This is a genomic window from Bacteroides cutis (assembly GCF_900241005.1).
Classification (GTDB): domain Bacteria; phylum Bacteroidota; class Bacteroidia; order Bacteroidales; family Bacteroidaceae; genus Bacteroides; species Bacteroides cutis.
The window spans coordinates 197,249-213,027 of the sequence record NZ_OEST01000004.1 but is presented as its reverse complement, the minus strand read 5'-3'; the positions used below and the strand labels follow the sequence as shown (position 1 = coordinate 213,027).

General features: G+C 45.1%; 10 protein-coding genes. 3 read left to right on the top strand and 7 right to left on the bottom strand.

The genetic code is table 11. The features are described 5' to 3' along the window. Positions 1-238: 238 nt before the first annotated feature. Both C1A09_RS10520 and C1A09_RS10515 read left to right on the top strand, forming a co-directional pair. A complete protein-coding gene (locus tag C1A09_RS10520; protein WP_101543829.1) occupies positions 239-2,776 on the top strand; it encodes an adenosylcobalamin-dependent ribonucleoside-diphosphate reductase in 2,538 nt (845 codons plus the stop codon). A gap of 130 nt (positions 2,777-2,906) precedes the next feature. Continuing rightward, positions 2,907-5,597, top strand: coding sequence for a 4-alpha-glucanotransferase (locus C1A09_RS10515; RefSeq protein ID WP_101543827.1), 2,691 nt, complete (start codon positions 2,907-2,909; stop codon positions 5,595-5,597). Positions 5,598-6,198: 601 nt separating this feature from the next. Here C1A09_RS10515 and C1A09_RS16545 read toward each other — a convergent pair. From C1A09_RS16545 to C1A09_RS10500, 3 genes are read right to left on the bottom strand one after another with little or no spacing between them, the layout of a single operon-like run. Next, on the bottom strand, positions 6,199-9,285 hold the full coding sequence (locus tag C1A09_RS16545; protein WP_245875009.1) for a DUF6562 domain-containing protein: 3,087 nt from the start codon (positions 9,283-9,285) through the stop codon (positions 6,199-6,201). Between the two features lie 50 nt (positions 9,286-9,335). After that, positions 9,336-10,334: a DUF6562 domain-containing protein gene (locus tag C1A09_RS10505; RefSeq protein WP_101543824.1), complete on the bottom strand. Its 999-nt coding sequence runs from the start codon at positions 10,332-10,334 to the stop codon at positions 9,336-9,338. Beyond that, a complete protein-coding gene (locus C1A09_RS10500; protein ID WP_245875007.1) occupies positions 10,331-10,984 on the bottom strand; it encodes a DUF3575 domain-containing protein in 654 nt (217 codons plus the stop codon). The genes C1A09_RS10505 and C1A09_RS10500 overlap by 4 nt, the downstream gene beginning before the upstream one ends. A gap of 471 nt (positions 10,985-11,455) precedes the next feature. Here C1A09_RS10500 and folB point away from each other — a divergent pair, with 471 nt between their 5' ends. Then, a complete protein-coding gene (gene folB / locus C1A09_RS10495) occupies positions 11,456-11,818 on the top strand; it encodes a dihydroneopterin aldolase (protein ID WP_101543820.1) in 363 nt (120 codons plus the stop codon). A 66-nt stretch (positions 11,819-11,884) separates the two neighbouring features. Here the strand turns inward: folB and C1A09_RS10490 are convergent, their stop codons facing one another. Genes C1A09_RS10490 through mtaB form a run of 4 tightly spaced genes read right to left on the bottom strand, consistent with a single transcriptional unit; the run spans position 11,885 to position 15,704 of the window. After that, entirely contained in the window at positions 11,885-12,403 is a 519-nt protein-coding gene (locus C1A09_RS10490) for a methylglyoxal synthase (RefSeq protein ID WP_101543818.1), read from the bottom strand. Between the two features lie 46 nt (positions 12,404-12,449). Further along, positions 12,450-13,466 carry a glycosyltransferase family 2 protein gene (locus tag C1A09_RS10485; protein ID WP_101543816.1) on the bottom strand — a complete coding sequence of 339 codons (1,017 nt, stop codon included), beginning with the start codon at positions 13,464-13,466 and terminating at the stop codon, positions 12,450-12,452. After that, positions 13,459-14,358, bottom strand: a complete 900-nt coding sequence (locus C1A09_RS10480) for a lysophospholipid acyltransferase family protein (RefSeq protein ID WP_101543814.1) — start codon at positions 14,356-14,358, stop codon at positions 13,459-13,461. The genes C1A09_RS10485 and C1A09_RS10480 overlap by 8 nt, the downstream gene beginning before the upstream one ends. 29 nt (positions 14,359-14,387) lie before the next feature. Beyond that, positions 14,388-15,704, bottom strand: a complete 1,317-nt coding sequence (mtaB, locus tag C1A09_RS10475) for a tRNA (N(6)-L-threonylcarbamoyladenosine(37)-C(2))-methylthiotransferase MtaB (protein ID WP_101544227.1) — start codon at positions 15,702-15,704, stop codon at positions 14,388-14,390. Between the last annotated feature and the right edge of the window lie 75 nt (positions 15,705-15,779).

Here is a 15,779-nt window from a genome sequence, read left to right as displayed (position 1 = left end):
ACAAATAAACCATTCATTTTCTTTTTGGAAAACTTTTCATCTATTCAAATATAATAAAATCCTATAAATCAAAAGAATAACAAACCAAAACAGAAAACTTTCATTCTATCAACAAAAAAATCTATTTTTATTTTGCTATAACAAAAAACATTCATAGATTTGCAAATACATCTGTTAACAATAAGTATGACTTCTACACTTTTACTTATTTTCAATTAAATCTAAGATTTACAGCATCGTGGAAAAGAAAAATTATTCTTATGACGAAGCCTACGAAGAATCTTTACGATACTTCCAAGGCGACGAGTTGGCTGCAAGGGTTTGGGTAAACAAATATGCAGTCAAAGATTCTTTCGGAAATATTTACGAAAAGTCTCCGGAAGATATGCATTGGAGAATAGCCAATGAAGTAGCCCGTATCGAGGCCAAATATCCTAACGCATTAAGTCCTGAAGAACTTTTCGGATTGTTCGACCACTTCAAATACATCGTCCCGCAAGGAAGCCCGATGACAGGAATTGGTAACAACTATCAAGTAGCTTCTCTTTCCAATTGCTTCGTGATTGGTGTAGACGGTGAAGCAGATTCCTACGGTGCAATCTTTAAAGTTGATGAAGAACAGGTTCAACTTATGAAACGTCGTGGAGGCGTCGGTCATGATTTATCACATATCCGCCCGAAAGGTTCTCCGGTAAAGAACTCCGCATTAACTTCAACCGGTCTGGTTCCATTTATGGAGCGTTATTCCAACTCAACACGTGAAGTAGCTCAAGACGGACGTCGTGGTGCACTAATGTTGAGCGTATCCATCAAGCATCCGGATTCGGAAGCATTCATCGATGCCAAGATGACAGAAGGAAAGGTTACCGGAGCTAATGTTTCAGTGAAATTGGACGATGCTTTTATGCAGGCAGCCATTGACGGCAAACCTTATACTCAGCAATATCCTATCGAATCAAGCAATCCTTCTTTCCAAAAAGAAATCAACGCCACCGATTTATGGAAGAAGATCGTACACAATGCGTGGAAATCCGCCGAACCGGGTGTACTTTTCTGGGATACTATCCTGAAAGAATCCGTGCCCGATTGCTATGCCGATTTGGGATACCGTACCGTATCTACCAACCCCTGTGGTGAAATCCCGTTGTGTCCCTACGACTCCTGCCGTCTGTTGGCTATCAATCTTTATTCGTATGTAGTCAATCCATTCAAACCGGACGCATATTTCGATTTTGAACTGTTCCAGAAGCATGTGACGTTAGCTCAACGTATCATGGATGATATCATTGATCTGGAACTGGAAAAGATCGAGCGTATTATGGCCAAGATCAATGCAGACCCGGAAAACGAAGACGTGAAACATACAGAAAGCGTTTTGTGGCAAAAGATATACAAGAAGAGCGGTCAAGGCCGTCGTACCGGTGTAGGTATCACTGCCGAAGGAGATATGCTTGCCGCATTAGGTTTACGTTATGGTACTGAAGAAGCAACCGAATTCTCAGAGAAAGTACACAAGACAGTAGCCCTGAATGCTTACCGTTCCTCCGTAGAAATGGCAAAAGAACGTGGAGCATTCGAAATATACGATTCCGAACGTGAAAAGAACAATCCCTTCATTAACCGCCTGCGTGAAGCCGATCCTCAACTGTACGAAGACATGAAGAAATACGGACGCCGTAATATTGCTTGTCTCACCATTGCACCCACAGGTACAACCAGCTTGATGACACAAACTACTTCCGGTATCGAACCTGTATTCCTGCCTGTGTACAAACGTCGCCGTAAAGTAAATCCGAATGATTCCAACGTACACATCGACTTTGTAGATGAAACAGGAGATGCGTTCGAAGAATACATCGTTTTCCATCCCAAGTTTGTTACCTGGATGGAAGCTCAAGGATACAACCCCGCCAAACGCTATACCCAAGAGGAAATAGACGAGTTGGTAGCAAAATCACCATATTATAAGGCAACCTCCAACGACGTGGACTGGCTGATGAAAGTAAAGATGCAAGGACGTATCCAGAAATGGGTAGACCACTCCATCAGTGTAACCATCAACCTGCCGAACGACGTGGACGAGGATTTAGTGAACCGTTTATATGTTGAAGCATGGAAGTCCGGTTGTAAAGGTTGTACGGTATACCGTGACGGTTCCCGTTCGGGTGTGCTCATCTCTACCAAGAGCGACAAGAAAGAAGGACTTCCTCCCTGCAAACCACCTACGGTTGTGGAAACCCGCCCGGCAGTGCTCGACGCAGATGTAGTCCGCTTCCAGAACAACAAAGAGAAATGGGTCGCATTCGTCGGTTTGTTGGATGGACATCCATACGAAATCTTCACCGGTCTTCAGGACGACGACGAAGGTATCATCCTGCCGAAGAACGTTTCATCAGGACATATCATCAAAAAAGTCGATGAAAGCGGCAATAAACGCTATGACTTCCAATTCGAGAACAAACGAGGATACAAGGTTACCATCGAAGGTCTTTCCGAGAAGTTCAACAAAGAATATTGGAACTATGCCAAACTAATTTCCGGTGTATTGCGTTACCGCATGCCTATTGAGCAGGTTATCAAGTTGGTAGGTTCTTTGCAGTTAGACAGTGAGAACATCAATACCTGGAAAAACGGTGTGGAACGCGCACTGAAAAAATATGTTCAGGACGGAACGGAAGCCAAAGGAAAGAAATGTCCGAATTGCGGCAACGAAACATTAGTTTATCAAGAAGGATGCCTCATCTGCAAAACGTGTGGAGCATCACGTTGCGGATAGGCTCAGGCCAAACACAAACGTTTGCATAGGAATTTAAATGACTTAGATAACGATAGCTGTATGATTATGAGGATAATTTTCTATACTTGCATAATCATTACAGCTATTGTCATTTCTAAATCTAATATATATGATACTATTATTTAATATCGAGTACCGAACCAATTGGGGAGAAGAAGTAAGAGTGTTAGGCTCAATCCCCGAACTTGGTAACGAGCAGCCCGAACAAGCCCTACCCTTACAAACGGTAGACGGCATCCATTGGACTGCAGAAGTGGACATCAAGATACCAGAAAACGGTATTGTCCAGTACAGTTATCACATTTATCGCGACGGCAAAACTTTAAGAACCGAATGGAACAGCCTTCCACGTACCCTCTATGTATCTGGGACATCAAAGAAACTCTATAAAATAGAAGATTGCTGGAAAAATCTACCGGAACAGCAATATTTCTATTCTTCTGCTTTCACAGAATCCCTATTGGCCCATCGAGAACGCAGCACTGCCCCCAAAGGTCATAAAAAGGGTTTACTGATAAAAGCATATGCGCCTTGCATCGACAGCGATCATTGCCTGGGCATTTGTGGTAATCAGCCTATTTTCGGGAACTGGGATGCAAATAAAGCCGTACTGATGAGCGATATCAACTTCCCCGAATGGCAGGTAGAAGTCGATGCCGGTAAAATCAATTTCCCGTTGGAATACAAATTTATCCTTTATAATAAGAAAGAACGTCGTGCCGTTGCTTGGGAAAACAATCCCAACCGCTACATGGCCGATCCGCAAATCGGCATTAACGAGACTCTCGCCATTGGCGACCGTTATGTATATTTCAACCTTCCAGCCTGGAAAGGTGCCGGCGTAGCTGTGCCGGTCTTTTCCCTTCGTTCAGATAAAAGCTTCGGCGTAGGCGACTTCGGTGATTTAAAACGGATGATAGACTGGGCCGTGAGTACCCGGCAGAAAGCCGTACAAATTCTGCCCATCAACGACACCACCATGACGCACACATGGGCAGATTCTTATCCTTACAACAGCATATCCATCTATGCATTCCATCCGATGTATACTGATTTGAAACAATTGGGTACACTAAAGGACAAAAAGATGATGGCCGAATTCAATAAACGGCAGAAAGAGCTGAATGCCTTGCCCACCGTAGACTACGAAGCTGTCAACAAAACAAAATGGGAATATTTCCATCTCATCTTCAAGCAAGAAGGAGAAAAAGTATTGGCATCCAAAGCCTTCCTCGACTTCTTCGCATCCAACAAAGAGTGGTTACAGCCATACGCGGTGTTCAGCTATCTGCGCGACGCCTACAAAACGCCGAACTTCCGCGAATGGCCTAAGTTCAACACCTATAATGTAAATGAGATTGAAAAGCTGTGTCAGCCCGATTCAGCCGATTATCCCCATATCGCCATTTACTATTACATCCAGTTCAACTTGCATTTGCAGTTGCTTGCCGCCACCGAACATGCACGCGCCAACGGTGTGGTATTAAAGGGAGACATCCCCATCGGTATCAGCCGCAACAGTGTAGAAGCCTGGGCAGAACCTTATTATTTCAACCTGAACGGACAGGCGGGTGCGCCACCCGATGACTTCTCCGTGAGCGGACAAAACTGGGGTTTCCCCACTTACAACTGGGACGTAATGGAAAAAGACGGTTATTCCTGGTGGATGAAGCGCTTCCGCAAGATGTCTGAATATTTCGATGCCTATCGTATCGATCATATCCTCGGTTTCTTCCGCATTTGGGAAATTCCGATGAATGCCGTACACGGACTTTTGGGACAATTCGTACCTGCCCTGCCCATGACTCGCGAAGAAATAGAAAGCTACGGGCTTTCATTCCGCGAAGAATTCCTGAAACCTTATATTCACGAATACTTCCTCGGACAGATATTCGGTCCTCACACCGACCACGTAAAACAGACTTTCATTGAGCCTACCGATACTTGGGAAATTTACCGCATGCGTCCTGAGTTTGACACTCAACGTAAAGTTGAAGCCTATTTTGCAGGAAAAACGGACGAAGACAGTATCTGGATCCGCGACGGACTGTATGCATTAATCAGCGATGTATTATTTGTTCCCGACCGGGAAGATCCTAATAAATATCACCCGCGTATCGGCGTACAGCACGATTATATTTACCGTGCACTGAACGATTGGGAAAAGGCGGCATTCAACCGTCTCTACGACCAATACTATTATCACCGTCACAATGAGTTTTGGCGGATACAAGCCATGAATAAGTTGCCGCAACTCACCCAATCTACCCGCATGTTGGTATGTGGTGAAGACTTGGGTATGATACCCGACTGTGTGGCATGGGTAATGAACGACCTTCGTATCCTTTCCCTCGAAATCCAACGTATGCCGAAAGATTCCGCACAGGAGTTCGGGCACCCGGATTGGTATCCGTACCGTTCTGTATGTACCATATCCACGCACGACATGTCTACCCTGCGCGGTTGGTGGGAAGAAGATTTCCAACAAACGCAACGATACTACAACAACATGCTGGGACATTATGGAGCTGCACCGGCAGTAGCAACACCCGAGCTTTGTGAAGAGGTAGTACGCAGTCACCTTTACAGTAACTCCATTCTCGCCATCCTCTCTCTGCAAGACTGGATGTCAATGGACGGTAAATGGCGTAATCCCCATGTACAGGAAGAGCGTATTAACGTGCCCGCCAATCCACGCCATTACTGGCGCTACCGCATGCATCTGACGCTGGAGCAGTTGATGAAAGCCGAAAGCCTGAATGAGAAAATCAAGGAACTGATTGCACAGACAGGAAGATAAACGATATAAGACTGAAAATAAACGTATGAAATTGGTGGAAACCTCAATATTTCCCACCAATTTCATACGTTTTCTATCTAAAAAAAGCGCAAGCCCTGCTCCTCTTCGATAAAGAGATTTCCCACATCAAGTAACTTGCTAACCCCCAAAAATATATCTGGGGAACACGAATTACACATATGCCCTTGGAAATAACAGAACAGATACAGGAAACATCCGTAAAACACTATTTTTCAACCAGATGCAAATAAATCATGACGCCACTTATTCTCCGAAAATAGATTTCATGGTCAATAAGAAATACAGTTTTGAGATTAGAGATAAAAACAAAACCTCACAGTAGTTGGCAGGAGTGGAAAACGGCTACTTGGTATTAGATAATATTGAAACCGGATTTAGGAATGAAATTCCACCTTGGTTATTTGGACTGACATATTAGTGCGCAAGATAACTTTCATAAAAAAAGTTTCCCCGCATTTCACAACGCAGGGAAAGCAAACAAACAAAAACCATGTGCTCCGGACATAACGGAACGCTTCCCTTATCCGGAAAGCACAGGCCACATTATCTCCCTCGTAAGAGGGGGATATTCTTAGGCTTCTTAGTTCGTTTTTACTACTTGATAGTTATACTTATACTCTCCAACGGTTTGGTCAATACTTTGGAATTCATAACCGCTTTCCAAAGGAGCAGACTGGTCACTAAAGTAACCGCCGGTAGTTTTCACCGTTCCGTTTCCACTCACTACATAAATATTTTTACCAGTCGGACTATAAAAGTAGCCGCCGGAAATCGAGGTGTTACCGTGTTCATTATACAAGGCGTAATACTGCCCTTCACAATAAATCGAGCCACCGGTAATATTTACCTGAGCGCCACCGACAGACTGTATCGCTTCAATCTTACCGCCATTTACAGTGAGCTTGGCACCGGAACCTGCCGCTATTAAAGCATATCCCGACTTAATGCCACCGCATTTCACGATGCCGTCATTAATCGTCATATCGGCACTGCCGGTATTCATCAATGTAAATCCGGGAGCATCGAAAGTTCCGGAGTTAATAGTACAGTTTCCCTGATTATAAATAGCCACCCCGTTAGCATCAGTAGCGCTTGTAGCAGTGAAATTACCGTTTTCAATAATCAATGTCGCTTTGGTTTCATTCATAAACAGATAATCGGTTGCCGTCATGGAGCCTTCACCTTTTATAGTAAGTTTATTCTTATTATAGATTTGTTGTTTTCCTACGGTAAGCACTGCACCCTTGTTCAGTGTCAGTGTAGTTTCTGTAGTTATGTCTATTTCTTGGCTCGAGTCACTATTCTTGGTGAGATCTACTTTGCGATAAATGATAACATCCCCTCCAGTTCTGAGCTGGTCTGCCACACGTTTCACTTCTATCCATCGGTCCATCACCTCGCCGTTGACCACCAACTTGACAGAGTAAGATTTACCCGTATTGTAGTCTCCTGCCCACCAACCTATATAGTCGTTTGTCCGGTCACAGGTCGGTATGCCACTAAGCTGCTTATCCACCTGATTATTCCGCAATGTGACGCTGTAACTATCATATATATCAGTATCTGAAACGTTTACCACATTACCGATAAATGCATGGCAATAAGCCTGCTCCATAATATGGATCCGATCAGGCTCTGTAGAGTTGTATACATCATTTATGACAATACCGCTTACGCTATTATTCTCAATAAGTACATTCCGGTTGGCAGACTGCAAATAACCGATGAAACCTCCCATCTGATAGGCCTCTTCTTTGCTATCAAGTTTACCGAGCGTAGCAGTCGATACGGAACATCCACGTATAGTCAAGTCTTTACTACTATAGTTTACAAAACCTACCAGCCCGCCAATCTTCTGTTCACTGGATACCGTAGCATTCTTTATATGGCAGTTTTCCACCAATCCGGCATCCATACGTCCTACCAGCACTCCACCACGTAAACACTTCACCGTTGCCCCATTAATAATGAGGTTCTTCACGGTACCGTTGAGCGTATAGAACAGACCTCCGTAATCTTTTTTCGTTGCCGTAACATTGTCGATATAAAGGTTGCTGATGGTATGATTACCGCCGTCAAACTCTTCAAAATTAGTTTCTCCGGCACTGATTGATTTGAGTTCCGCCTCTATCGGTACCCAAAGATTACTGTAGCTGCCATTGAGGTCTATATCGGCTGCCAGTACAATCTTTCGGCATTTCTTTTGGGTAACTAAGTTGCCTGCCGCTTTGAGTTGCGCAGCAGTAGAGACACTGTAAACAGCGACATAACCGCCTCCGGCTTCAAAAGTGATATTGTCGACTGTTCCATAGATTTCTACATTACCCTTCTTAACGGTCAAAGTACCCACTGTAACACCTTCACCCACAATCAACGTATTATCTGCTGTAGTGGCTTCAACGTTTGTGTAAGTTTCTCCGTTCAAGGTAACAGTAGATTGTTCAGCGTTAATAATTATCTTGCTGGCAGAAGGGGCTGTAATATTCAATGCTTTAGGAACATTGCTATTCCCACCTGTTTCTGATGAATAACTAATAGTAATATCCTGTTCAGTCGCAGGTAACGTAATGGATACCGCTACATCTTCCTGATCATATTTAGGCAATGAAATAGTTGCCGCCGCAGTCGGGGGTGTCGTAACAACCACGTTGGTATTGGTTTTCAAAGCTTCGGCAACCTCATCTACGGTCGCTACCTCTTTCACTGTCTCGTTCAAAGCAGGAGACGAGAATGCAGGAGTTACCGTTACTTTTAATTTACTTGCAGCCGTCAATAAATTACCTGTTACATTCGTTTGGTAGTTCCGTTGAACAGGAATATTATTCAAATCTTTGGTGGTAATTTGATTTCCGGCAGCATTGTTTACGGTAAGTGTCATATTTACCAAGTGCTGTGGAGCAGTCGCCTCAGGTGTAACCTGTGTAATCGGGATAATCGGTGCAAAAAGATAGTCTACGGTCAGATTACCGTTAGCATCTACCACATCAGCCGCATTTTCATAAGTTACTGCCGACGTTTCACCAAGCAAGTCACCCGTAGCGGCATTAAATCCGGTATAAAGGTTCTTGAATGACAACTTAGCCGTAGTCGGGATTAAATCGTCCCTCAACGCGTAATCCGCAGGAATCGAGCCCAAGTCTTCCGTCTTGATATTCAACTGCCCGAACGGACGAGTCAGTGTCACGCTTTCAGAGAAAGCATTAGTCACCAACTTCTCCAGATTGGCAAAGAAAGCATCACGGGTATCGTCCTTACTGCTTCCGTTATAGTCGCCTATCATGGATATATTACGGAGATCAGCAGTGGCGTAATGCAAATCAGTCTTGATAGCATCGCCTTCCGTAGACGCAACATGGTCTGCCCAAAATACGAACTTATAAGTCTGTGAGGTAACCAGACGGACATCAAATTGGGCAGTCAAGCCGCTTATAGCGCCTACCTCCCGACTGTAAAGTTCATCATTCAGATAGATTTCCATAATACAACGGTTCACCGTAGTTCCGTCACCCGTAGCACGGGTGACAACAGCACTGCCGTCATCCGGCAATTGCACACTGAAAGAGGCGGCCACTTCACCGTTTCTTCCACCATTCGCCAGCTCGTCACTCTGACAAGCCGTGAACGCCAGCAGGATAAAACCTGCTACCAATGAGAAATACTTCTTCATGTTAGTTTTGTTTGAAATGAGACATACATTTATTTTGTTTGAATAAGAAATCAAGGAATCACAACGTTAATCTCCCCGTCAAAACCGGGGTCGATACCGATGCCGGGAGCAAACTCACGGGTAAGGAACGCATCGCGCACCGTAGTTATCTTGTTCCGCTTAACGGGTACTTCCACCCCGGTGACACGGTTCACCTCCTGTCCCTCCTCGTTGTAAATAATCATCTCCAACGTGACGGCGGATTCTTCACCGTTCACCAGCACATAGTCGAATGCCAGACAGGCTTCATTATCGGAAACAGTTACAGGGGTAGACGTGAACTTTATGTCCGTAACCGCCAGATTTGGACGGTTGGAACTGACGTTGAAGCCCGCAGGGAAATAGCCGGTGTAGAGCACTTGCAACGTAAAATCTTCGATGGTTTCACTCCGTGAGTTTTTTGCCTGTTCCAGCTTATCCATGTACTTGATGACATCGGTAGTAATCAGTTCTATCTTCGCCAACGGACGTTCCAGTTGCATCTCTTCGCGATGTTCGGCTTCCAGCCGGCAATGATAAGGCGTAAGGTCGAGGCTCATTTGCCCGCAGAATACATCCTTATAGTCGGTTCCGCCGACATAATCGCCCTTCAACTTGATGGCGGAGAAATCGGAAGTGGTATAAAAACAGTCGTCCGTGTTACCCGCCGGTACAAAGTCACGCCAGACTACCACCCGGTAATTACGCGCATGGAGCTCACATTCCAGCGCCACTTCGCCTGCATTGCCTTCGGGATAAATAAGCCGGCGGCGGAATTGCAAACTTTGGTCGAACTTATCATCGGCATAAACTTCCACGGTGTAGCGTACTTCGTATCCGCGCGAATCCGCAGTACGGGTAGAGAAATCGGGAATATCAAACGGTGTCATGTCCGCACCGGGTAACAAGATGATTTTGGTATGTACGGTGGTTGGGTCTACTCCACCGTCTTCCGGCAGTTCGCGTACTCCGCATCCCCCCAACAGGATTATGGAGAGCAAGCCACAGATAGGAAGAAATAGTTTCTTCATCGCCGACCTCCTTTCCAATCAATACGGTAACCCACTGATATGCCCACATGGTCGATACCGAAAAAGTTCTCGTGGCGGGTATCGACATAGGCACCGTTGGGGATATTGAAGAAACGGTCATAATTGAGAGATGCATACCCCACTCCCAGCGAAAACTCCAGACACCAACGTTGTTTCTTGTCGAGTGGAAGACGATAGCCGGCAGCGAGTCCCACATTGAGCAAAGGTGCACCCGTATCACTATTCTGATAACGATATGTACTACTCTTGAGGGCATAGTTATAAGAAGCTACGCCGATGTGTACACCGGTAAAGAGCCCGTCCACTTGCCTGAACCAGTAACGCACTTCGGGCTGCACACAGAAAATACGGAACTTGCGGGCAGAAGTAAAATAATCGGCAGGAGAATAATAAAAAGGTAAAAGGACAGAGAACGCAGGCGATATATCATACTCCGCCGCTACATTTATAACCGCCATTCCCCACGCCACCGCATTCGTCTTCAGTAGCAGCGAATGGCTATTGCGTCCGATGCGCGAATCAGGACTAAATGTCCATTTAACATGGTGCAGAGTGTCTTCCCCATTCCCCCCTTTCGCACACACATCATTCGGAGTTACGAAAAGCGCACACAATAGAATCATCAACATTCTAACTTGCATATACGTCTTATAAACTTCCACCTGCGCAGGCAGACCGGAAGCATGCGTCCTCCAAACTCCGAAAAGGACCGGTTAAGAAACAGAAACGTGGAGCTGCGTGCTGTTTCTAAATGGAGGCCCTAGGAATAGCCTTTTAACGAAAACAGACAGCAGTCCCACGCTATAAACGTGAGAATCCACTGTGCTGTCCTTCGTTAAATAATGAAAATTTCCTAGGTTTCCATTTAGAGGACAAAGCACAACGCTTCTAACTATATTTTATTAAAAAAAAATCAAGTCCCAGTCGCCACCGAACTTTATGAATGGATGTATTCCAAACACCTCACAAAGTTATGAAAATATAATTAGAAAGAAAATTCTCACGCATTTTTTTACACAAGATGTAGAAATAGCGCCTTGAACTTTGTAGAACAAAGATTTTATCTATATGTTTGTACACATTACAGTTATCAAAATATAATGATTAGCTATATATTCTTAAATCAGATACATTTCTTCGCCCACCATGGCGTGGGCGAACAAGAAACTACGGTAGGCAATGAGTTCATTGTCGACCTACGGTTGAGAGTAAACATTGAATGTGCCATGCAGACTGATGACGTGGCAGATACCGTCAGCTATGCTGATGTATACGAGGCAATAAAAGCGGAAATGATAATTCCGTCCAAATTACTGGAGCATGTATGCGGACGCATTGTGTCCCGATTATTTCGGGAATTTCCGCAAATAGAAAACATAGAATTGAGGTTGTCTAAACGAAATCCGCCCATGGGAGCGGATATTGAAGCGGCAGGGGTAGAAATCAACGTGGAAAAAGCATAACAAGGACAGGCTGTGCCAATATAGTGGCATTAGAGAGACACTACATTGGCATTAATCTAAGGTAAGTTATTTCTTCCGCTTCCGTTTCTTGGCCGACTCAACCGCTTCTGCTACAACCTGTTTATTGGCAAAACGCTGAGTGTAGTTGGTATAATCAGGAATGGTACGCTCATAAGTGGGGTCTACGAACAGCGGACTTGAAATGATGTGGTCTGCCGTACTACGGTTGCAACAGAAAACAATGTTTTCTACACCGGCAAGGCGGGTCAGGGCTTTGACATCCGTATCATGAGGCTGCAAAGTCATCGGGTCGGTAAAGAAGAAAAGGTAATCTATCTCGCCGTCTACGATACGTGACCCCATCTGCTGGTCACCGCCCAACGGTCCGGATTTCAGTATGGTAAAGTCCCATTCCACATCGGGATGTTTCTCTTTCAAGGCTTCCAGAATGAGGGTTCCCGTAGTACCCGTACAATAGAATTTGTGTCCCATCAAGAGTTCCGAATTCCAAAGTACCCATTCTATAAGGTCTTTCTTCATGGCATCGTGAGCCACCAAACCAATCTTTCTAACTAACTTTTCCATAATTCACAGCTTTTAAGAGTAAACAATCCGGAAAGAATAACAGTTCTTATAATTGAGAAAAGAATTTCTTCCCATGTAAATAAAACTGCGCCAAGATACTGTTTTTTGTCCGTTCGGGAATAACAGACAGACAAGTTTTTTTGAGATTTTCCTCACGAGCCGCTGTAAACGAAGAACGGAGAGAGTGATAGGCATGCCGGGCACGAAATACAGCCAAGGCATTGGATATCTGCCCTTTCAAGACGAAACTGAGTGCGGCAACATAATCGAGTACAGCACGTACACGCATCACGGAAGCCAGTTCCGTTTGAGGCAGATTTTTATAAAGCATTACAAGGTTATTGCGGAAATTGAGGAACGTTTTCTGCGGATTTTCTTTTTTAAGGGTGGCACCACCTACATGGTACACCACGCTCTGTGGAATGCAGACCAATAAACGTCCTCGGGCACGAAGGCGCCAGCATAAATCAATCTCCTCCATGTGGGCAAAGAAGCGCCCATCCAGTCCTCCGACATCCCAATAGTCTTTCAACCGGATAAACAATGCCGCACCTGTAGCCCAAAACACCGGAATAACAGTATCATACTGTCCTTTATCCACCTCTACTTCACCCATAATCCGCCCACGGCAAAAGGGGTAGCCATAGCGGTCGATAAATCCTCCGGCGGCACCGGCATATTCAAGAAATTCCTTCCACCGCCAGCTGCGTATCTTGGGTTGGCAGGCGGCAACTTCGGGATGGACATCCATATAGGCCGCAAGAGGAGTAAGCCAATGTTCGGTTACTTCCACATCGGAATTCAGCAAAACCACGTATTCGGCAGACACTTGTTGCAAGGCAAGGTTATATCCGTCGGCAAATCCCCGGTTTTCTTCTAATATAATAAGATGTACGGTGGGGAACTCTTTGCGGAGCGTCTCAACAGATGTATCGGTAGAGCCGTTATCTGCCACGTATACCACTGCGCCATCCGTTTCAGAACAACGAATAACGGAAGGGAGAAACGAACGAAGCATTTCACAACCATTCCAGTTTAATATGACTACAGCTATCTTATCCATGCTGCATCACATCTTCACGTTTCAGTTTCCAGCGCTTATGCGACCAGAACCAATAAGGAGGGTCTCTGTGAATAGTTTGCTCCAGACGACGGGCAAAAAGTTCGGTAATCTCCCCGTCAGCAGTCTGTTTGGGAGTTTCGGTCAATAAATCGAAAGAAACCTCGCAATATCCCCTGCCCGTCTTGCACAATTCGGCATAAAACACGGGAAAGTTCATCATCTTGGCAATACGCTCGGCACCATCCATGAAAACGGTGTCCTGATTGAGGAAGATAGTCCAATGATGGGCTTCATTGGGGATGGGAGACTGGTCTGTTATCAACCCCAACGCCATTCGCTTATTTTCACGCCGCAACTTTATCACTTCACGAGCCGTAGAATGTTTCGGAATGTTATAACCGCCAAAACGAGAGCGGATCAGTTTGAACATTTCATCCATATACTTATTATGCAGGGGTTTGTATACTTGTCCGGCAATATCCTCCGGCTTCATGATGGCTCCCATTCCTATCAACCATTCAAAGTTGGCATAATGGGGAATCATCACTACAATGCCTCCATACCTGTCTATCATGGAAAGGTAGGCTTCCGTATTCTTGTAGTTCATCCTGCGGTGTAATTCATCGAAAGACATACGCAGCATTTTGACTTCCTCCAACATGTAGTCGCATATATAGTGGTAGAAGCGACGTTCTATATTAAGCAACTCAGCATCCGTTTTCTCAGGAAAAGAGTTCCTCAAGTTTGTACGTATCACCCGCTTGCGATAACGGATTATATATCGCATCAGGAAGTAAAATCCATCTGAAAGAGCATAAAGCATACGGAAAGGCAGTAGCGCCAAAAGCCACATACCTGCATAAGTCAGCCAATAGATTACTTTCGATTTCACTTTATCAATTACTAATTACCAGTTATAAATTATTCTATCACTCCTGAGAGGGCGGTACCGTCTTCATTAAAATCACCCAGACGTACGGATATTACCTGATTATCCAACGCATCATCATGGGGCACTTCCACCCGGATATAGTTCGAAGTGAAGCCATGCATCGGAGTTCCGGGCTTGGAACGTTCAAGCAAGACAGACATGGTCTGCCCGATGTGACGGGCATAGAAAGCATGCGTCTTCTCTTCCGATAATTGCAACAATCGCTGGCTGCGACGGTGCTTGTCTTCGGGAGAAACGACATGATCTATTTTCAGAGCTTGTGTACCGGGACGTTCGGAATAACTGAATACATGGAGTTGCGTCACATCCAGCCCCTTGATAAACTCGTAAGCCTGCTCAAAATATTCGTCCGTTTCACCGCGCGTGCCTACAATGACGTCCACGCCTATAAATGCATCGGGCATCACTTCCTTCACCTTCTTCACTTTCGACGCGAATAATTTCGTATCATATCGACGGCGCATCAGTTGTAGCACTTCGTCGCTGCCGGACTGCAACGGAATATGGAAGTGAGGCATAAAACGCCTGGAGCGGGCTACGTATTCTATAATCTCATCCGTCAGCAAATTCGGTTCGATGGAGGAGATGCGATAACGCTCGATACCTTCTACTTCGTCCAAAGCTTTCACCAAATCGAAAAAGGACTCTCCGGTCGTTTTCCCGAAATCACCGATATTGACACCGGTCAGCACGATCTCTTTTCCACCTTCCGCTGCAGCCTGGCGGGCTTGCTCTACCATAGAAGCAATGCTGCCGTTACGGCTTTGGCCACGGGCAAAGGGGATTGTACAATAAGAACAATAATAATCGCATCCGTCTTGCACCTTCAAGAAAAAACGGGTACGATCGCCGCGCGAACAGGAAGGAGCAAACGAACGGATATCTTTCAGAGCCGAAGTGTAGGCTTCCCCGTTTTCATGTTTCCGGAGATTACCGAGATATTGAAGCAGATCTTTTTTCTGCTCGGCACCAAGCACTACGTCCACTCCTTCTATCTTTGCTACCGTATCGGGCTTCAACTGGGCATAGCAGCCTGTCACCACCACGAAAGCATCCGGATGCTGCTTCACCAGCCGATGAATGGCTTGGCGGCACTTCTTATCCGCCACTTCCGTCACCGAACAGGTGTTCACCACACAAATATCAGCCTTTTCTCCCTTACGTGCTGTACGTACCCCGGCTTCCCGCAAAATCTTACCGATAGTAGAGGTTTCGGAAAAGTTCAATTTGCAACCCAACGTATAATAAACCGCTGTCTTATCTTGAAATATATTGGTATCTATCATGAGCATCTTCACATTTCAGGTGCAAATATATACATTATTAATCTATTTTTCCTACTTTTGCACACTCAACTAATA